Consider the following 18,486-nt stretch of genomic DNA (forward strand, 5'->3'; position numbering starts at 1 on the left):
GAGGAGGAACGATGGGCACCTCGGTACGCAACGGCAGGAGCGGCAATCTTCCCGCCGAGCCCAATACGTTCGTCGGCCGCGACGTGGAACTCGCCCGAATAGGCTCGCTGTTGGATGCCACGCGCCTCCTCACCCTCACCGGCCCCGGAGGCGTCGGCAAGTCCCGGCTGGCGCTGCGGGCCGCACACACCGCGCAGACCGCGTTCCCCGGCGGAGTATGGCTGGTCGACCTCTCCGATCTGCAGAACGCGGACCTCCTCACGAACGCGGTGGCGGAGGCGACACGGCTGACCGAGCAGACACTCCGCCCGCTCCTGGTGGCGCTCTGCGAGCATCTCGACGACGGGCCCCTGCTGCTCGTCCTGGACACCTGTGAGCACGTACTCGCCGAGTGCGGCCGTGTGGTCCAGGAACTCCTCGCGCGTGTAACGGAGTTACGTGTCCTGGCCACCAGCCGTCAGCCGCTGGGCGTGCCCGGTGAGCATCTGCTGTCGGTGACACCGCTGCCACTCGGCGAGCACGCCGACGCGGTGGCGCTGTTCACGGCCCGCGCCGCCGCCGCGGTGCCGTCGTTCGCGCTGACCGACACCAACCGGGCCGACGTCGCGGCGGTCTGCGCCCGGCTCGACGGGATTCCGCTCGCCCTGGAACTGGCGGCGGTACGCCTGCGTGGCTTCTCTCTCGGGCGTCTGCTGCAGGGTCTCGACTCGCGTTTCGACCTGCTCGTCTCGCCCGCCCGGCCTCGGCCCGCCCGGCACCAGACGCTTCGCACGGCGATCGGCTGGAGCCATGAGCTGTGCACCCCGCTGGAGCGGCTGCTGTGGGCCCGGCTGTCCGTCTTCGCGGGCGGATGGGACGTGGAGGCAGCCGAATTCGTGTGCCACGGCGGCCCGTTGGACGCGGAGGAGATCCTGACCCTGCTCGCGTCACTCACCGAGAAGTCGATCGTCGCTCGTGAGAACGACGGCGTGGCCGGGCGCTACCGCATGCTCGACACCATTCGCACCTTCGGCGCCGACTGGCTGGAAGGCCTCGACGAACAGCACGCCGTACGCGCCCGTCATCTCGACTACTTCCGCTGGATCGCCCGGCAGGGGGAGGCCGAGTGGCTGGGCCCCGGCCAGCGTATGTGGGCCGAACGGCTGAGTGTGGAGCACGCCAATCTGCGGGTCGCGCTGGAGGAGAGCCTGGCGGCGCCGGAGCCCGAGCCGGCGCTCGAACTCACCGGCACACTCTGGTACTTCTGGTTCGCGTGCGGCTTCGCCGACGAGGGGCGCGGCTATCTGGAGCGGGCGCTGCGCCGGGCTCCCGAGGGCGTCCCCGGACACACCCTGGCGATCTGGGCCCACCGGCTGGTCACCGTCGTACCGGAGGACCTGGAGGCGGCCGAGTCGGTGAGCGCGGCGTACGTGTGGCTGGCGCAGGAGCGTCATCTGCCCGTCTCCGCACTGCCGTTGACGGGGGCGAGCCTCGCGGTGCGCGGCGAGTCGGCGCGGTCCGCCCTGCTGTACGGCAGCAACACGCAGGGGCCCGGGGGCGGGGGCGGCGCGGAGTTCTTCCAGCTGCTGACGCTGGCCGTGCAGGCGTATCTGCTGGCCGGGCAGGGCGCGTTCGAGCGGTGCGCGGTGGTCGGCGAGCGGCTGCGTGTCGACTGCGCGAAGCGGGGGGAGCTGTGGATGCGGGCCTGGGGCGACTTCTTCGTCGCCCTCGCCGGGATCGGGCTCGGGCGGCCGGAGGCGGCGCTGCGTTCCGCGCGCGAGGCGCTGGCGGCCAAGTGGCGCGTCCATGACCGGTTCGGCGCGGCGGCGGTCGCCGACCTCCTGATCGCGGCGGAGGCCGCCGCCGGCGAGCCCGAGCGCGCGGCCCGGCTCCTGGGCGTGGGCACCCGGCTCTGGTACACGGCCGGACTCCCCCAGCTCGGTGACATCGAGACGACCGTCTTCCGCCGGGAATACGCCCGCCACCTCCGGGCCGCCCTCGGCGACAGCAAATTCGCCGAAGCCGTGCGTGAGGGCCGTGGGCTGGGCCCGGAGGCGGCGATACGGCTCGCGCTGAACGGCGTGGCGGATGAGGTGGATCTCTGACGTCCGACTCGGACCAGGTCCAGCTCCCCGCGGTTGCGCGAACTGCGCTGCCGGGCAGCCGAGTCGGGCTGTCGACGTCGGGATGTCCGCCGCACCGGCGGGCATCCCGTAGTGCCTCCCGCCCCCCGGTGGCCGCTCTCAGAGCCAGCCGTTGCGCCGGAACCCCCGGTGGATGCCGAGGCAGAGGGTGGCGATGACACCGAGGGCCAGCGGATAACCGTACGTCGAGTGCAGTTCCGGCATGTGGTCGAAGTTCATGCCGTAGACGCCGCAGATCATGGTCGGTACGGCGACGATGGCGGCCCAGGCCGTGATCTTGCGCATGTCCTCGTTCTGGGCGACCGTCACCTGGGCCACATGCGCCTGGAGGATCGAGTCGAGCAGCCCGTCGAAGGCGTTGATCTGCTCGGTGGCACGGGCCAGGTGGTCGGCCACGTCACGGAAGTACGGCTGTATCTCCGCGGACACGGCGGCCGGCGGTTCGTGGGCGAGGATCTGCAGGGGCCGGTGCAGCGGCACCACCGCGCGCTTGAGTTCGAGGAGCTCGCGCTTGAGCTGGTAGATCTGGCCGGCGTCGCCACGGGCGGTGCGCTCGGCGAAGACCGCGGTCTCGACGGCCTCTATGTCGTTCTGTACGGCGTCCGTGACGTCGAGGTAGTCGTCGACCACCTGGTCCGCGATGGCGTGCAGGACCGCCGAGGGCCCTTTCTGGAGCTGGTCGGGCAGGCTTTCCAGGGCTTCCCGGAGCGGACCGAGAGAGCCGTGGCTGCCGTGCCGGATGGTGATCACGAAGTCCCGGCCGACGAAGACCATCACCTCGCCGGTGTCCACGACCTCGCTGGTCGCGGTGAGCTGCTCGTGCTCGACGTACCGGACGGTCTTGAAGACGGCGAAGAGCGTGTCGTCGTACCGCTCGACCTTCGGCCGCTGATGCGCGTGGATCGCGTCCTCGACGGCCAGCGGATGCAGGCCGAACAGCCTGGCGAGGTCGGCGAACTCCTCCTCGGTGGGTTCGTGGAGTCCGATCCAGACGAAGCCGTCCCGGCCCTCACGGGTCCGGCGGATCGCCTCGCCCGGCGCCCAGTCGCCGGGCTGCCGTCCGCCCTCGTGGTAGACCACGCAGTTCTCCACCGCGCTGCCGAGTGGGGAACGGGCGGGATGGCTGAGGTCCACCGTGCGGCGATAGGCGCGGCGGACCACTCTGCTGACGTTGTGGATCATGGGCACTGACTGGGCTCCTTCGGTGACCGGGTCAGTGTGCCACCGGTCCGCGGCCGCTTCGCCCACAGGTGCCCGGCGCGATGGGGGGTGGGCGGCCCCGCGGGGCCGCCTCCTCCCAGGACTTGCCGCTATTCCTGTGCCTGGCCGATGTTGACCATCCAGGGAATGCCGAACCGGTCCGTACACATCCCGAAGACGTCGCCCCACATCTGTTTCTCCAGCGGGACGGAGACCGTGCCCCCGGCGGACAGCTTCTCCCAGTAGCCGCGCAGCTCGCTCTCGTCGTCGCCGCTCAGGCTCACCGAGAAGTTGCCGCCCGGCGTGTACTCCATGCCCGGCGGGGTGTCGGCTCCCATCAGGGTGAAGCCGCTCGGGGTCTCCAGCATGCCGTGCATGATCTGGTCGGACTCCGGGATGCCCGGCGAACCGGCCTCCCCGAAGGTGTTCAGCACCAGCGTGCCGCCGAAGACCTCCTTGTAGAACTCCATCGCCGGCCGGGCGTCGCCGTCGAAGCTGATGTAGGGGTTGAGACGTGAAGCCATGGAAAACCTCCCGGATCGGACCGAACGAGCAGGTGTCCGCAGACTAGCTCGGGCCACTGACAACGGCCCGACCAGGCGATCGGCCCCTCCCGGCCGCCGCGGACTCCCCCGGCCCAGGACGCCCCTGGCCTCCGTCGTCACCGGCCCCCTTCGTCACCGGACTCTGCCGTCCCCGGCCCCGGTCACCCCGGCGTCAGTCCTTGGTCAGGTCCTTGAGCGCGGTGTTGAGTTCGAGGACGTTCACCCGGGGCTCGCCCATGAAGCCGAGCGTGCGGCCGTCGGTGTGCCGGTCCACGAGTGCCCGCACCCGGGCCACGGACAGGCCGTTCCGCTCGGCGACCCGGTGCACCTGGAGGTCTGCGTACGCCGGGGAGATGTCCGGGTCGAGGCCGGATCCGGAGGACGTCACCGCGTCGGCGGGGACCTGGGACGGCCTGACCTGGTAACCGGCCGTCGAGTTGTCCTTGACGACCTCGGCCTTGGCCTCCTTCACCCATGTGATCAGATCGGCGTTGTCGCCGGAGCGGTTGGTGGCACCCGAGAGGATCAGCTTGTACTGGGTGTTGACCGAGTTCTCGCCCAGGCCGCCTGCGGGCCGGGGCTGGAAGTAGTCGAGGCCGTAGCCCTGCTGGCCGATCAGCGAGGAGCCGACGACCCTGCCGCCCGAGGTGATCTCCGACCCGTTCGCCTTCGTGGGGAAGAGCGCCTGGGCGACGCCCGTCACGGCGAGGGGGTAGAGCACCCCGCAGACCACGGTGAGGACCAGCAGGGCACGCAGACCCGCGCCCAGCAGCCGGGCGGTGTTCGTGACCGAGTTGTTCATGACGATCAGCACGCTTTCGGGAAGGGTCGGGGAGCTACAGCCCGGGGACGAGGGAGAGGAGCAGATCGATGATCTTGATGCCGATGAAGGGCGCGACCAGTCCGCCCAGGCCGTAGACGCCGAGGTTGCGCCGCAGCAGCTTGTCGGCGCTCACCGGCCGGTACCGCACTCCGCGCAGGGCGAGCGGCACCAGGGCGATGATGACCAGCGCGTTGAAGATCACCGCGGAGAGGATCGCGGAGTCCGGCGAGGACAGCCGCATGATGTTCAGCTTGTCCAGCCCCGGGTAGACCGCCGCGAACAGCGCCGGGATGATCGCGAAGTACTTGGCGACGTCGTTGGCGATGGAGAACGTCGTCAGCGCGCCCCGCGTGATGAGGAGTTGCTTGCCGATCTCGACGATCTCGATGAGCTTGGTCGGGTCGGAGTCGAGGTCGACCATGTTCCCGGCCTCCTTGGCGGCCGAGGTGCCCGTGTTCATGGCCACCCCCACGTCCGCCTGGGCCAGCGCCGGCGCGTCGTTCGTACCGTCGCCCGTCATCGCGACGAGCTTGCCGCCGGCCTGCTCACGCCTGATGAGCGCCATCTTGTCCTCGGGAGTGGCCTCCGCGAGGAAGTCGTCGACGCCCGCCTCCTCGGCGATGGCCCTGGCCGTGAGCGGGTTGTCGCCGGTGATCATGACGGTCCTGATGCCCATGCGGCGCAGTTCGTCGAACCGCTCGCGCATCCCGTCCTTGACGACGTCCTTGAGGTGGATGACACCCAGCACACGGGCGCCCTCGGCGTCGTCGACGGCCACGAGCAGCGGGGTGCCGCCCGCCTCGGAGATCCGGTCGGCCCGGCTCGCCACGTCCTCGGTGACCGTGCCTCCCCGCTCCTTCACCCAGGTGACGACCGAGCCGGCCGCTCCCTTGCGGACCATGCGTCCGTCGACGTCGACCCCGGACATCCGGGTCCGGGCGGTGAAGGTGATCCACTCGGCGTGCGCCAGTTCGCCCTGGTGGCGCTCGCGCAGCCCGTACCGCTCCTTCGCCAGGATGACGACGGAACGGCCCTCGGGGGTCTCGTCGGCCAGCGAGGAGAGCTGGGCGGCGTCGGCCAGTTGGGCCTCGGTGGCCCCGGCGACGGGCACGAACTCGGCGGCCTGCCGGTTGCCGAGCGTGATGGTGCCCGTCTTGTCGAGGAGCAGCGTGGACACGTCACCGGCGGCCTCGACCGCCCGGCCGGACATGGCCAGGACGTTGCGCTGCACCAGTCGGTCCATGCCCGCGATGCCGATCGCGGACAGCAGTGCGCCGATCGTGGTCGGGATCAGGCAGACGAGCAGGGCCACCAGCACGACCATCGTGAGGTGCGTGCCCGCGTAGTCCGCGAACGGCGGCAGCGTGGCCACCGCGAGCAGGAAGACGATCGTCAGCGAGGCCAGCAGGATGTTCAGCGCGATCTCGTTGGGCGTCTTCTGCCGGGCGGCGCCCTCGACCAGGTTGATCATGCGGTCGACGAAGGTCTCGCCGGGCTTCGTGGTGATCTTGACGACGATGCGGTCGGACAGCACCCTCGTACCGCCGGTGACGGCCGAGCGGTCGCCGCCGGACTCCCGGATGACCGGGGCCGACTCGCCCGTGATCGCCGACTCGTCCACGGACGCCACGCCCTCGACGACGTCACCGTCACCGGGGATGATGTCGCCGGCCTCGCAGACGACCCGGTCGCCGATGCGCAGCCCGGTGCCGGCCACCTGTTCCTCGCAGGCGCCGTCCTTGGACAGCCGGCGTGCGACCGTGTCGGCCTTGGCCTTGCGCAGGGTGTCCGCCTGCGCCTTGCCGCGGCCCTCCGCCACCGCCTCCGCCAGGTTGGCGAAGACGACCGTCAGCCAGAGCCAGGCGCTGATCGTCCAGCCGAACCAGTCGCCCGGGTCCTTGAACGAGAAGACCGTCGTCAGGACCGAGCCGACCAGCACCACGAACATCACGGGGGACCTGACCATCACCCGCGGGTCGAGCTTGCGGAAGGCGTCCGGCAGCGATTTGACCAGCTGCTTCGGGTCGAAGAGACCCACGCCGACCCGGCCTTCACCGACTCTGCGCCCGGCCCGTGCGCCGGTGTCGGCACCGGGGTCGCTGTCGGTGTCGGTATCGGTGTGTATGTGTGTCGTCATGATGCCAGCCCCTCCGCCAGCGGACCCAGCGCGAGCGCGGGGAAATACGTGAGACCGGTGATGATGAGGATCGCGCCCAGCAGCAGTCCGGTGAACAGCGGTTTGTCCGTGCGCAGGGTTCCCGCGGTCGCCGGTACGGGCTTCTGTCCGGCGAGCGAACCGGCCAGCGCGAGGACGAACACCATGGGCAGGAACCGGCCGAGCAGCATCGCCAGACCCAGGGTGGTGTTGAACCACTGGGTGTCCGCGTTCAGACCCGCGAAGGCCGAGCCGTTGTTGTTGGCGGCGGACGTGTAGGCGTACAGGATCTCGGAGAAGCCGTGCGCCCCGGTGTTGGTCATCGAGTTGCCGGGGGTCGGCAGGGCCATGGCCGCGGCGGTGAGGACGAGCACCAGGGCCGGGGTGATGAGGATGTACAGGGCCGCGAACTTGATCTCGCGGATGCCGATCTTCTTGCCCAGGTACTCGGGCGTACGGCCGACCATCAGGCCGGCGATGAACACCGCGATGATCGCCATGATCAGCATGCCGTAGAGGCCGGAGCCGGTGCCGCCGGGCGCGATCTCGCCGAGCTGCATGCCCAGCATCGTGATGCCGCCGCCGAGGCCCGTGAACGAGGAGTGGAAGGAGTTCACCGCGCCGGTCGAGGTCAGGGTCGTGGACACCGCGAAGATCGACGAGGCACCTACCCCGAAGCGGGTCTCCTTGCCCTCCAGTGCGCCGCCCGCGAGGTCGAACGCGGGGCCGTGGTGGGCGAACTCGGTCCACATCATCAGGGCGACGAAGCCGACCCAGATGGTGGCCATGGTGGCGAGGATCGCGTAGCCCTGCTTCAGGCTGCCGACCATCCGGCCGAAGGTGCGGGTCAGCGAGAACGGAACGACCAGGAGCAGGAAGATCTCGAAGAGGTTCGAGAAGGGCGTGGGGTTCTCGAAGGGGTGGGCGCTGTTGGCGTTGAAGTAGCCGCCGCCGTTGGTGCCGAGTTCCTTGATGGCCTCCTGGGAGGCGACCGCGCCGCCGTTCCACTGCTGCGAGCCGCCAGAGAACTGACCGACCTCGTGGATGCCGGAGAAGTTCTGGATCACTCCGCAGGCGACCAGGACGATCGCGGCGACCACGGACAGCGGTATCAGGATGCGGACGACCCCGCGGACGAGGTCCGCCCAGAAGTTGCCGAGGTCGCCGTCGCGGGAGCGCGCGAAGCCTCGTACGAGGGCGACGGCGACCGCGATGCCGACGGCCGCGGAGACGAAGTTCTGCACGGCCAGACCGGCGGTCTGCACTACGTGGCCCATGGCCTGTTCGCCGTAGTACGACTGCCAGTTGGTGTTCGTGACGAAGGAGACGGCGGTGTTGAACGCCTGGTCCGGATCGATCGAGGAGAAGCCGAGCGAACCGGGCAGGACGCCCTGCAGGCGCTGCAGCAGGTACAGGAAGAGCACACCGGCGGCGGAGAAGGCGAGGACTCCGCGCAGATACGCGGGCCAGCGCATCCCGGTGTCCGGGTCGGCGCAGATGCCCTTGTAGATCCACTTCTCGACGCGCAGATGCCGGTCCGAGGAGTAGACCCGGGCCATGTGGTCGCCGAGGGGGCGGTGGACGAGTGCCAGCGCCGCTATGAGTGCCAGCAGTTGCAGAATGCCGGCGAGTACGGGGCTCATGTTGTGCTCAGAACCTCTCGGGGAACACAAGGGCGAGGACGAGATAGCCCAGCAGGGCGACGGCCACGATCAGGCCGACAATGTTCTCGGCGGTCACAGCTTCGTCACCCCCTTGGCGACGAGGGCCACCAGCGCGAAGACCGCGATCGTGGTGACGACGAAGGCCACATCGGCCATCGTGAGCTCCTGGATGAGGTTCCGGACGCGGTGCCGGTGCCCTGGCGGACCGCACCAGTGCCCCGGCCGACCGCCTTGACCTTCAGAGCAAACATCCGGCGGAGCCGCTCGCGGCGCACGTTGACGGCTCCCTGACGCCGTTCCGCGCGCTCTTGACGGATCTCATACGCCGATGCGACGCACCGCTGTGAATCGGGGGGCCCGGAACGGACCCGGAGCGCCCCGGAGTGCACCCGGAGTGGCTAAACCACTGGTCCGGGCCTCGTGGCCACCACCATCCGGCAGCGCGGGCTGCCGTCGTCCCTGCGGCCGAACTCGGGCAGGGCGTGCAGCTCGACGGTGAAGCCCGCGCGGGCCAGTTCCCGCCGCACGTCGCCGAGGCGGAACTCGCGGTAGTACATGACGAACGGAGGACGCCACACCGCGTTGCGCACCTTCATCGCCGCGTCGAAACCGAGCATGGCCCAGTAGCCCATCGAGCCGGGGCGGGCCGGCGCCGTGATCGGGAAGGCGAACCGGCCGCCGGGCCTGAGCACCGAGTGGACCTGCGCGAACAGCCCCGGCAGTTCGCGGGGCAGGAAGTGTCCGAACGCCCCGAAGCTCACCACCAGGTCGAAGACCGGGCCGAACGGCAGGGCGAGGGCGTCGCCGCGCACCCAGGTGGCGGGCGGCCCGCCGGGCCGGTCACGCCGTCGCGCCTCGGCGAGCATGCCCGCGCTGATGTCGACGCCGGTGACGCTCTCCCGGCACACCGTGCCGAGCACGTCCATGCCCGCGCCGGTGCCACAGCACAGGTCGAGCCCGCTTCCGAACGGGCCCATGTCCGTCAGGGCCCGCGCGACGGATCGCAGGAACGAGTCCGGCGTACGGAACGGGGTGTGGTCGAACTTCGGTGCGAGGAGGTCGTAGCCGTGCTCGACGGACGACAACGCCTGCACGGCGAGTTCGCGGAACGTGGGGCCCTGAGGGGTGAACATCGTCGATCAGCTTAGGGCTTCCCGCGGGTTTCCCGAAGGCTTCCCGAGGGCTTCCCGGGGGTTTCCCGTCCGGGCCATGGCCAAGGCGCGGCCTTTCGGACGGTCCCCGGCACTGTCACCCTCGACATCGAGGACGTTCCGCCCAGGGAAAGGCTGTACCTGCCCCATGAGCTCCTTTCGCCCCGCACCCGCCTGGCTGGCCGACGCGGTCTTCTACCAGATCTACCCGCAGTCCTTCGCGGACTCGAACGGCGACGGGATCGGCGACTTCGACGGCATCTGCGAGCGGCTGGACCATCTGGCCTGGCTCGGGGTGAACACCGTCTGGCTGAACCCGTGCTTCGCCTCGCCCTTCGGGGACGCCGGGTACGACGTCTGCGACTACCTGAACGTGGCCCCGCGCTACGGCTCGAACGACGACCTCGCCAAGCTCGTCGACCGGGCTCGCGGTCGCGGAATCCGCGTGCTCCTCGATCTGGTCGCGGGACACACCTCCGACCGGCACCCGTGGTTCACCGCGTCGGCGAACGATCCCGACGACCATCGCTACATCTGGGCGACGGAGGGCCGCCCGGACGGTTTCGTGCCCTCGCCCGGCAGCCGTCCTGGTTCGTATCTGCCGAACTTCTTCGCCTTCCAGCCCGCCCTCAACTTCGGTTACGCACGCATGAGTCCGGCCGAGCCGTGGCGTCAGCCGGTGGACGCGGAGGGCCCGCGCGCCAACCGGGAGGCGCTGCGCACGATCATGGACCACTGGCTGGGCCTCGGTCTGTCGGGCTTCCGCGTCGACATGGCCGCCTCGCTCGTCAAGGACGACCCGGACAAGGCGGAGACGAGCGGGATCTGGACGGAGTTGCGCCACTGGCTGGACCGTACGCACCCGGACGCGGTGATCCTCTCGGAGTGGGGCGAGCCGGAGGTGTCCGTCCCGGCGGGGTTCCACACGGACTTCTTCCTCCAGTTCGGAGGTCCCACGGACGGCCTCGCACTGCGCTCGCTGTGGAGCAACGGTTCCGGGACCGTCAACCTCGGCTGGGATCCACTCGACTGCTTCTTCGACCCGAGCGGCAAGGGTTCGCCGCGGCCCTTCGTCGAGGCCTGGCAGCAGGCGTCGACGGCCCTCGGCGACAGCGGCTTCATCTCGCTGCCGACCGCCAACCACGACTTCTCGCGCCTCAACTGCGGGCCGCGCTCGGCCGAACAGCTGCCGGTCGCCTTCGTCTTCCAGCTCACCTGGCCCACCCTGCCCGCCATCTACTACGGCGACGAGATCGGCATGCGGTACATCCCGGAACTCCCCGACACGGAGGGCAGTGTGCTCGGGCCCGCATACAACCGCGCCGGTTCCCGGACGCCGATGCAGTGGGACGACGGCCCGAACGCCGGCTTCTCGACGTCCGAGCACCCCTATCTCCCGGTCGACCCCGATCCCGGCCGCCCCACCGTCGCCGCCCAGCGCGCCGACGACACGTCCCTCCTCCACCTCGTACGCCGTCTCATCGCCCTGCGCACCGCCACCCCCGAACTCGGCCCGGAGGGCTCGGTGGAGGTCGTGCACGCGGGCTACCCCTTCGTGCACGTACGCGGCGGACGGTATCTCGTCGTCGTCAACCCCCGTCAGGAGCCGACGAGTTGCCCGCTCGGTGACCTCCGGCCAGGCCGGGCCCTCGAAGCGTGCGGTGTCGTCACCGACGGCGGCACGGTCACCGCGGAGGCGTTCGGGTACGGGATCTTCGAGCTGGCCCGGTAGCCCAGCGGCCCAGCGGCTTCTCAGCCCAGGAGCCGAAGGGCCGCGAGCCAGATGTCCGGGCAGCTGCCCTCGCCGGGGTCGCCCTTGCCGAGGCCGGCGGCCGGCTTCGGCGCGAGTCGTTCGGTTCGCGCGAGTCGTTCGGGTCGCGCGGGTCGCGCGGCCCGTGTACGGCGAGGTGACAGCAGAGCGAGCAGCCTGCCGGTACGCCGGGCGGGGGTGGTGGTCATCGGATCCTCCAGGTCGGTGGGGTGCTTCCGACCCACCGACGAACCGCCCCTAGCCCGATCGACACTCCGCGAGCCGCTTCTGCAGAAAGCGGCGCTCGGCGTCGTTCTCCACCAGTTCCAGCGCGTGTCCGTACGCCTCGGCTGCCTCCTCCAGACGGCCCGTACGCCGCAGAAGGTCCGCCCGGGTGGCGGGCAGCAGGTGGTAGCCCGCCAGCTCCCCGGCCTCCTCCAGGTCCGCGACGAGGACCAGTCCGGCCTCGGGGCTCTCGGCCATGCCGACGGCCACCGCGCGGTTGAGGCGCACCACGGCGGACGGCACCCGGCGTTCCAGCTCGCCGTACAGTCCGGCGATGTCCGCCCAGTCCGTGTCCTGTGCCGTGGCCGCGGTGGTGTGGCAGGCCGCGACGGCCGCCTGGATCTGGTACGGGCCCGGCCGCCCCCGGCGCAACGCGGTCCCCAGCAGGGCGGCGCCCTCGTCGATCTCCGCCCGGTCCCACGCCGTACGGTCCTGCTCCTCCAGCGTGACCAGCTCTCCGGCCGCGTCCACGCGGGTGCCGCGCCGGGCGTGGTGCAGCAGCAGGAGCGCGAGCAGGCCCAGCACCTCGGGCTCGTCGGGCATGAGGCGGGCCAGCACCCGGGCCAGCCGGACGGCCTCCGCACAGAGGTCCGTACGCATCAGGTCCGCGCCGGACGACGCCGCGTACCCCTCGTTGAACAGCAGGTACACCACGCCCAGCACCCCCGTCGTGCGTTCGGGGAGCAGATGCGCGGGCGGCACCCGGTACGGGATGCCGGCGTTGCGGATCTTCCGCTTGGCCCGGACGAGGCGTTGCGCCATCGTCGCCTCGGGGACGAGGAAGGCGTGGGCGATCTCGGGTGTGGTGAGCCCCGCGAGGGTGCGCAGGGTCAGGGCGACCCTGGCCTCGACGGGCAGCGCGGGATGGCAGCAGGTGAAGAGCAGCCGCAGCCGGTCGTCCGTCACTCCGCTGTCGTCGTCGGAGTCCGGGTCCCGCGGGCCACCGGGTCCCCCGTCCCGTGCCAGCATCGCGACCTCCCGCAGTTTCGCCGCCCCCACCGCTCTCCGGCGTGTCACGTCCATGGCGCGGTTGCGCGCGGTCGTGGTCAGCCAGGCGCCGGGGCGGCGCGGCACTCCGTCGCGCCGCCACCGGTCGAGGGCCTGGGCGAAGGCGTCCTGCGCGCACTCCTCGGCGAGGTCCCAGTCGCCGGTCACCCGGATCAGGGTGGCGACGACCTGGCCCCATTCCTCGCGGAAGGCGGCGGCGACGGCCTCCTCGACGCCGCCCGCCCCTCCGCCGTCTCCCGCCCCCTTGCCGTCTTCCGCTCCCTTGCCGGCCTCCACCTCTTCGCCGTCGTTCATTCCCAGATCGGCCGCACTTCCACCGATCCCCCGCCCAGCGCGGCCGGATGGCGGGAGGCGAGCGCGACGGCCTCGTCGAGGTCGGCGACCTCGATGATGTCGAAGCCCGCGATGTACTCCTTGGACTCCGCGAACGGGCCGTCGCTGAGCAGTACCTCGTCGCCCTGGACGCGGACGGTGGTGGCGTCGGCGGCCGGCCGCAGCCGCGCGCCGCCCTTCACCATGCCGCCGGCGCGCACGTGGTCGATGTACGCGGTGAAACGGGGGTCGTCGGCGATCTCCTCGGGGCTCAGCTCCTCACCGTCGACGGGCGTGCAGACGAACATCACGTACTTCACGTTTCCTCCCGGTACTGATCTTGGTATGCAGCTGTCCTTGCACCCCACCGACGAACGGGTCCGAGCCGGATCGACACATCGCCCGTGATGACTGCGGCGGGCCGACATCACACCCGTACGGGGAGTGTCCGGACGCTGTTGCCCACGAAACTGGCGCCGTGGGAGAGGCCCGCCTCGGGCACCGCGAGGTCGAGGCGGGGGAAGCGCGTGAACAGGCGCTCCAGGGCGATGGCGGACTCCGTCCGGGCCAGCGGGGCGCCCAGGCAGTAATGGGCGCCGTGGCCGAGGGACAGATGCCGGGCGGCGCCGGGCCGGGCGGGCCTGGTGACGTCGAAGAGGTCGGCGTCGGGGCCGTGCGCGGCCCGGTCACGGCCCGCGGCCGAGTAACCGGCGAGGACGGGTGTGCCCCCGGGTATGACGGTCCCGTCCACGGTCAGGTCGCCGACCGGGTAGCGGAAGGGGAAGTAGCTGACCGGCGCGTCCCAGCGCAGGGTCTCCTCGACCGCGTCGGCCCAGCTCGCCTCGCCCCGCACGACCCGTGCCAGCTGGTCACGGTGGCCGCACAGGGCGCGTACGGCGTTGGTGATGAGGTTCAGTGTGGTCTCGTGCCCGGCGATGATCATCAGGACCAGGGTGCCGAGGAGTTCCTCGTGGGCGAGCCGGTCGCCGCCCTCGTCGCGGGCGGCGATGAGCGCGCTGGTGAGGTCGTCGCCCGGCCGCTCGGTCCTGGCCTCGACGACCGCGCCGAGGACGGCCAGCAGTTCCCGGTTGGCGGCCAGCGCACGCTCGGGGCCGATGCCGGTGGCGACCACCTGGTTCGAGAGGTGGTGGAGCCGGTCGCGGAACTCGGCGTCCACGCCCAGCAGTTCACCGATGACGCCCATCGGCAGGGGCATCGCGAAGTGCGCGCGCAGATCGGCGACTCCCCCGCCGTCCCGGGCCGCGCGCTCCAGGTCGTCGAGCAGTCCCGCGGTCAACTGCTCGATGCGCGGGCGCAGTTCTTCGACCCGTCGGACGGTGAACGCCTTGCTGACCAGTGAGCGCAGCCGCCGGTGGTCGTCGCCGTCCGCGGTCGTCATGCCCCGTACCGTCGCGAAGGTGGCGAGGGGCCAGCCGGGGGCGATGCGGCCCTCCCGCAGCGCGGTGAAGTGCCCTGCGTTCTTTGCGACTTGAGGGTGGGCGAGGAACTCCTTCAGCGCCTCGTGCCCCAGGACCGCCATGCCGTCCACCCCGCCGGGCAGGACGACCGACGCCACGGCTCCACGTGCCAGAAGGCGCGCGTTGTCGGCGTGCGGGCAGCCGCCGGCGGGGTCGAGCCGGTGCGGCGGGCCGGACGGACGGGACGTATCGGATGGTCCTGACACTCGGTTCGACGGTTCGGCTGCCGTGCTGTCCAACGCGATCTCCTGACTGCGGTCGACGGCAGTCGGAGGCCGTCACAGGAAAGGGGTGCCCGGGTCGACGCCCGAGAGTACGCGGCCGTAGATCTCCAGGTTGGTGGCGGGGTTGACGAAGGAGTGCAGACACAGGGCGTTGATGTCGCGGGCGATGCGCTGCAGTGGCACGGACCGCTGGAGGGAGGAGGCGCCGGCGGCCGAGGCGAGCAGATCGACGGCCTCCTTGCAGAGACGGGCGAGATAGCCGCACTCGGCGCGCATCCTGGCCCTCTCCCGCGGGGTGTACGCATCGCCGTCATGGGCCTTGGTCTCGATCTCGGCGATCAGCCGGGCAGCCACCAGCTCGGCGGCGGAGATCCTCATCCGGGCCTCGCCGAACTGGAGATGGGTGACGGTGGCCTCGTTCTGCCGCTCGTGGAAGGTGTACGTGATGCCGCGCCGGTGGACGCGCCCGTCGAACTCCGTCAGCGCCGCCCGCCCCAGACCCAGCGCCGCCGACGCCGTCCAGGCGCAGAACAGCAGCAGCACGGGCATGCGGTAGAAGGGGGCGTCCGCGTTGGTCTTCGACGGGGTCCGCCCGGCGAGCATCGACCCGACCGGGAGCACCCGGTGTGCGGGGACGGGAATGTTCCGGGCCACGACCGTGTTGCTGCCGGTACCGGCGAGACCTGTGGTGTCCCAGTCGTCCAGGATCTCCAGCTCGGACATCGGCACCGCGACCCACAGCATCTCCGGCGGTCCCTCCCGGGGCCGTCCGTCGGCCGGGACGACCGCGGCCGTCAGCAGATGCCAGTCCGCGTGATGACAGCCGGTGGCGAAGCCCGAGGCGCCGTCCACCCGATAGCCCCCGTCGTACGGCACCGCCGTGGCGCCGGGGACGAGCGTGCCGCCGATCCTGACATCAGGGCCTGCCGGTCCGGTGAAGAAGTCGTCCTGTGCCTCGTCGGGGAAGAGTGCCGCGATGTACGAGACTCCCGCGTGACTGAGTGTCACCCATGCCGTGGAAGCGCATTCGAGGGCGATCTCGGCGAAGGCGTCGACCTGGGTGTGCAGCGGGGTCTGGTAACCGCCGTACCGCGCGGGGACGTTCATCCGGTGCACTCCGGTGCCGCTCAGCGCGGCGACGACCTCGTCCGGCACTCGCCGGTCGCGCTCGGCCCGCAGCGCGTTCTCCCTGATCAGCGGTCGTAGTTCCCGTATCCGTTCGACGATCCCGGCATCGACCATGCCGACCACCGTGGCGCGCGGCACCCCCTGTGTCAACGCCCCGGGATCCGGCCACTCCGGCGCCGCCGAACGAGATGGTGCTACAGTGCCATCAGCACTTGTGTACGCCTGCTTCAGGCGCCGGTGCCGATCTCCTCTCCTCCCGCTGGTCCGTCCGTCGATTCCCGACCGGCGCGCAGCATCTTCTTCGCAGCACCTCTCTCCGTACCGCGTTCGTCAGCGGTACGCGGTGGAGAGAAGTGACGCGTTCCGCCGTGCAGGGCGTGCAGTCACCGCCCCTGCTCCGGCCTCTCCCCCATCGCATGCCCCATCCAGAAACTTGACTCCGTCCGCGAAAGGACACCCCTCATGACCACCACACTCGAACGCCCGCCCACCCCTGTCACAGACCAGGAGCAGGCCACCGGCGTACTCGACATCACCTCGAACGGGCAGGGCCACCTGCGCGCCGAGAACCTGCTCCCCCAAGCAGCCGACCTTCAGGTCTCCACCGCTCTGATCCGCCGATACGGCCTGCGCAAGGGCGACCGCGTCGAAGGCCTACGAGGCCGGCAGCGCGCTCTCACCGAGATCGAGCGGATCAACGGCCGCCCCGCCGACGAGGCACGCGGCCGTCCGCACTTCCGTGATCTGACCCCGCTGCACCCGCGTGAGCGGCTGCGTCTCGAACATCCCGCGGGCGGTCTGACCACCCGCCTCGTCGACCTGGTCGCGCCGATCGGCAAGGGCCAGCGCGGCCTGATCGTCGCCCCGCCCAGGACCGGCAAGACCGTGCTGCTCCAGCAGCTGGCCGCCGCCGTGGCCGGCAACCACCCGGAGGCCCATCTGATGGTGGTGCTCCTCGACGAGCGTCCCGAGGAGGTGACCGACATGCGCAGGTCCGTACGCGGCGAGGTGTTCGCCTCCACCTTCGACCAGAGCCCCAAGCAGCACATCGCACTGGCCGAGCTGGCCGTCGAGCGGGCCAAGCGGCTCGTCGAGGCGGGCCAGGACGTCGTGATCCTGCTCGACTCGCTCACCCGGCTGTGCCGGGCGCACAACAACGCGGCCGCCGTGGGTGGCCGTACCCTCAGCGGCGGTGTCGACGCGGCGTCGCTCCAGGGGCCCAAGCGGCTCTTCGGCGCCGCGCGGCTCACCGAGGAGGGCGGCTCGCTCACGATCATCGCCACGGCTCTCGTGGACACCGGCTCCCGCGCCGACGACTACTACTTCGAGGAGCTCAAGAGCACCGGCAACATGGAGCTCCGACTGGACCGCACCCTCGCGTCCCGCCGTGTCTTCCCCGCCGTCGACATCACCCCTTCCGGTACCCGCCGCGAGGAACTCCTCATCCCGGCCGCCGAGTTGACAGCCGTACGAGGCCTGCGGCGCGCCCTGCACTCGCGCGGTGACGGCCAGGCCGGCCTGGAGACCCTGCTGGAGCGGATGCGGCAGACCCCGAACAACGCGACCTTTCTCCGGCAGGTCCAGCAGACGGTGCCGGGCAGCCACTAGGGCTGCCCTAGGCAGCCGGGCACACGAGCCGCGCGTCGGCGTCCGCTGCGGCATCCGGGTGTTCGGCAGCTCCGTTCGGCCGAGGCGGTTCGCCTGGCGACCTGCGCGTTCCTACGTTTGCGGTATGACCATCGGACTCCCTGCCCGCACGGCCGTCTCCTGCTCCGCCCTCTGCGTCGTCGGGGCGCTCGCCCTCGTGCCGGGACCGGTCGCGGCCCTCGGCGGGGCGCACACGGACGTCACCGGGCCCCGCGTCGGGACGGGCGGCGCACACACCGGGCCCACGCCGAGCACCGCCAATCCCCCGCCCGCGCCTCCCCCGAGGTCCTTGCCGCCCTCGTCGTTGGACCGTCCCGGGACACAGGTCCGGCTCCGGGCAGGAGCGCCCGCCGTGCCGCAGGAGATGTCCGCCCGGTCATGGCTGGTGGCCGACGCCGACACCGGCGACGTACTCGCGGCACACAACGCACACCTCCGACTGCCGCCCGCCAGCACGTTGAAGACGCTCTTCGCGGTGACCGTGCTCCCGGCGCTGCCCTCCGCGGTCCGGCACACCGTCACCGAGGCGGACCTGGCCGGCATCGGCCCCGGCAGCAGCCTGGTCGGAGTCCGCGCGGGACGTACCTACCGGGCGTCCGACCTGTGGCGGGGCGTATTTCTCAACTCCGGCAACGACGCCGTCCACGTACTCGCCGAGATGAACGGCGGCTGGCGCGCCACGGCCGCCCAGATGCAGGCCAAGGCGGAGTCCCTGGGCGCCCGTGACACCCGGGTCGTCTCGCCCGACGGCTACGACATGCCCGGGCAGGTGTCGTCCGCGTACGACCTGGCCGTCTTCGGACGCGCGGGCCTGCGCAACACGGACTTCGTCCGCTACTGCGCCACCGTCCGCGCGAAGTTTCCCGGCGACGGCTGGGCGTACGAGATCGAGAACACCAACCGGCTGCTCTCGGGTGCCGACGGGGTCGCGCCCTATCCGGGGCTCATCGGCATCAAGAACGGGTCCACCTCCCAGGCGGGCAGCACGCTCGT

At 71.0% G+C, this 18,486-nt stretch carries 15 protein-coding genes and 1 pseudogene; 4 read left to right on the plus strand and 12 right to left on the minus strand.

Annotation, left to right across the window (positions count from 1 at the left end):
* Positions 1 to 11 precede the first annotated feature (11 nt).
* Positions 12 to 2,084, plus strand: coding sequence for an ATP-binding protein (locus ACIOKD_RS20945; protein WP_402085961.1), 2,073 nt, complete (start codon positions 12 to 14; stop codon positions 2,082 to 2,084).
* Positions 2,085 to 2,222: 138 nt separating this feature from the next.
* Here the strand turns inward: ACIOKD_RS20945 and corA are convergent, their stop codons facing one another.
* The 7 genes from corA to ACIOKD_RS20980 all read right to left on the minus strand — a co-directional run bounded on the left by corA (position 2,223) and on the right by ACIOKD_RS20980 (position 9,643).
* A complete protein-coding gene (gene corA, locus ACIOKD_RS20950) occupies positions 2,223 to 3,305 on the minus strand; it encodes a magnesium/cobalt transporter CorA (protein ID WP_402085963.1) in 1,083 nt (360 codons plus the stop codon).
* Positions 3,306 to 3,433: 128 nt separating this feature from the next.
* The gene (locus tag ACIOKD_RS20955; protein ID WP_402085966.1) at positions 3,434 to 3,847 is read right to left on the minus strand and encodes a VOC family protein; all 414 of its coding nucleotides are present in this window, start codon (positions 3,845 to 3,847) and stop codon (positions 3,434 to 3,436) included.
* 193 nt (positions 3,848 to 4,040) lie between these two features.
* Entirely contained in the window at positions 4,041 to 4,670 is a 630-nt protein-coding gene (locus ACIOKD_RS20960) for a potassium-transporting ATPase subunit C (RefSeq protein ID WP_402086421.1), read from the minus strand.
* A gap of 34 nt (positions 4,671 to 4,704) precedes the next feature.
* Positions 4,705 to 6,828, minus strand: a complete 2,124-nt coding sequence (gene kdpB / locus ACIOKD_RS20965; protein ID WP_402085969.1) for a potassium-transporting ATPase subunit KdpB — start codon at positions 6,826 to 6,828, stop codon at positions 4,705 to 4,707.
* Positions 6,825 to 8,489 (minus strand): potassium-transporting ATPase subunit KdpA, encoded by a 1,665-nt coding sequence (kdpA, locus tag ACIOKD_RS20970; protein ID WP_402085972.1) that lies wholly within the window; start codon positions 8,487 to 8,489, stop codon positions 6,825 to 6,827. Before kdpA ends, kdpB begins: the two co-directional genes overlap by 4 nt.
* A 7-nt stretch (positions 8,490 to 8,496) precedes the next feature.
* Positions 8,497 to 8,586, minus strand: a complete 90-nt coding sequence (gene kdpF, locus ACIOKD_RS20975) for a K(+)-transporting ATPase subunit F (protein ID WP_055544543.1) — start codon at positions 8,584 to 8,586, stop codon at positions 8,497 to 8,499.
* A 322-nt stretch (positions 8,587 to 8,908) separates the two neighbouring features.
* A complete protein-coding gene (locus ACIOKD_RS20980) occupies positions 8,909 to 9,643 on the minus strand; it encodes a class I SAM-dependent methyltransferase (RefSeq protein WP_402085974.1) in 735 nt (244 codons plus the stop codon).
* A 166-nt stretch (positions 9,644 to 9,809) separates the two neighbouring features.
* Between ACIOKD_RS20980 and ACIOKD_RS20985 the strand changes: the two genes are divergently transcribed.
* Entirely contained in the window at positions 9,810 to 11,393 is a 1,584-nt protein-coding gene (locus tag ACIOKD_RS20985) for an alpha-amylase family glycosyl hydrolase (RefSeq protein WP_402085977.1), read from the plus strand.
* 20 nt (positions 11,394 to 11,413) lie between these two features.
* Here ACIOKD_RS20985 and ACIOKD_RS20990 read toward each other — a convergent pair whose 3' ends face one another.
* From ACIOKD_RS20990 to ACIOKD_RS21010, 5 genes are all read right to left on the minus strand, one after another.
* Positions 11,414 to 11,620, minus strand: a complete 207-nt coding sequence (locus tag ACIOKD_RS20990; protein ID WP_402085980.1) for a hypothetical protein — start codon at positions 11,618 to 11,620, stop codon at positions 11,414 to 11,416.
* 49 nt (positions 11,621 to 11,669) lie between these two features.
* Complete coding sequence (locus ACIOKD_RS20995) at positions 11,670 to 12,998, minus strand: RNA polymerase sigma factor (RefSeq protein WP_402085982.1); 1,329 nt, start codon at positions 12,996 to 12,998, stop codon at positions 11,670 to 11,672.
* Positions 12,995 to 13,336, minus strand: a complete 342-nt coding sequence (locus tag ACIOKD_RS21000; RefSeq protein WP_402085985.1) for a YciI family protein — start codon at positions 13,334 to 13,336, stop codon at positions 12,995 to 12,997. The genes ACIOKD_RS20995 and ACIOKD_RS21000 overlap by 4 nt, the downstream gene beginning before the upstream one ends.
* A 107-nt stretch (positions 13,337 to 13,443) precedes the next feature.
* A complete protein-coding gene (locus ACIOKD_RS21005) occupies positions 13,444 to 14,700 on the minus strand; it encodes a cytochrome P450 (RefSeq protein WP_402085987.1) in 1,257 nt (418 codons plus the stop codon).
* Positions 14,701 to 14,772: 72 nt separating this feature from the next.
* On the minus strand, positions 14,773 to 15,960 hold the full coding sequence (locus tag ACIOKD_RS21010) for a flavin-dependent monooxygenase (RefSeq protein WP_402085989.1): 1,188 nt from the start codon (positions 15,958 to 15,960) through the stop codon (positions 14,773 to 14,775).
* Between the two features lie 348 nt (positions 15,961 to 16,308).
* On the opposite strand from ACIOKD_RS21010, the gene rho reads away from it, so the two are divergent.
* The gene (gene rho, locus ACIOKD_RS21015) at positions 16,309 to 17,454 is read left to right on the plus strand and encodes a transcription termination factor Rho (RefSeq protein WP_402085992.1); all 1,146 of its coding nucleotides are present in this window, start codon (positions 16,309 to 16,311) and stop codon (positions 17,452 to 17,454) included.
* A gap of 403 nt (positions 17,455 to 17,857) precedes the next feature.
* Positions 17,858 to 18,478 (plus strand): annotated as a pseudogene (locus tag ACIOKD_RS21020) (D-alanyl-D-alanine carboxypeptidase family protein); the annotation flags it as partial.
* Positions 18,479 to 18,486: the final 8 nt, after the last annotated feature.

The organism is Streptomyces sp. NPDC087844 (genome assembly GCF_044742785.1).
GTDB lineage: Bacteria > Actinomycetota > Actinomycetes > Streptomycetales > Streptomycetaceae > Streptomyces.

Bases quoted from the DNA above. Each gene is read 5' to 3' on its own strand.
- ACIOKD_RS20945 (WP_402085961.1), top strand. From the start codon at position 12: ATGGGCACCTCGGTACGCAACGGCAGGAGCGGCAATCTTCCCGCCGAG.
- corA (WP_402085963.1), bottom strand. From the start codon at position 3,305: ATGATCCACAACGTCAGCAGAGTGGTCCGCCGCGCCTATCGCCGCACG.
- ACIOKD_RS20955 (WP_402085966.1), bottom strand. From the start codon at position 3,847: ATGGCTTCACGTCTCAACCCCTACATCAGCTTCGACGGCGACGCCCGG.
- ACIOKD_RS20960 (WP_402086421.1), bottom strand. From the start codon at position 4,670: ATGAACAACTCGGTCACGAACACCGCCCGGCTGCTGGGCGCGGGTCTG.
- kdpB (WP_402085969.1), bottom strand. From the start codon at position 6,828: ATGACGACACACATACACACCGATACCGACACCGACAGCGACCCCGGT.
- kdpA (WP_402085972.1), bottom strand. From the start codon at position 8,489: ATGAGCCCCGTACTCGCCGGCATTCTGCAACTGCTGGCACTCATAGCG.
- ACIOKD_RS20980 (WP_402085974.1), bottom strand. From the start codon at position 9,643: ATGTTCACCCCTCAGGGCCCCACGTTCCGCGAACTCGCCGTGCAGGCG.
- ACIOKD_RS20985 (WP_402085977.1), top strand. From the start codon at position 9,810: ATGAGCTCCTTTCGCCCCGCACCCGCCTGGCTGGCCGACGCGGTCTTC.
- ACIOKD_RS20990 (WP_402085980.1), bottom strand. From the start codon at position 11,620: ATGACCACCACCCCCGCCCGGCGTACCGGCAGGCTGCTCGCTCTGCTG.
- ACIOKD_RS20995 (WP_402085982.1), bottom strand. From the start codon at position 12,998: ATGAACGACGGCGAAGAGGTGGAGGCCGGCAAGGGAGCGGAAGACGGC.
- ACIOKD_RS21010 (WP_402085989.1), bottom strand. From the start codon at position 15,960: ATGGTCGATGCCGGGATCGTCGAACGGATACGGGAACTACGACCGCTG.
- rho (WP_402085992.1), top strand. From the start codon at position 16,309: ATGACCACCACACTCGAACGCCCGCCCACCCCTGTCACAGACCAGGAG.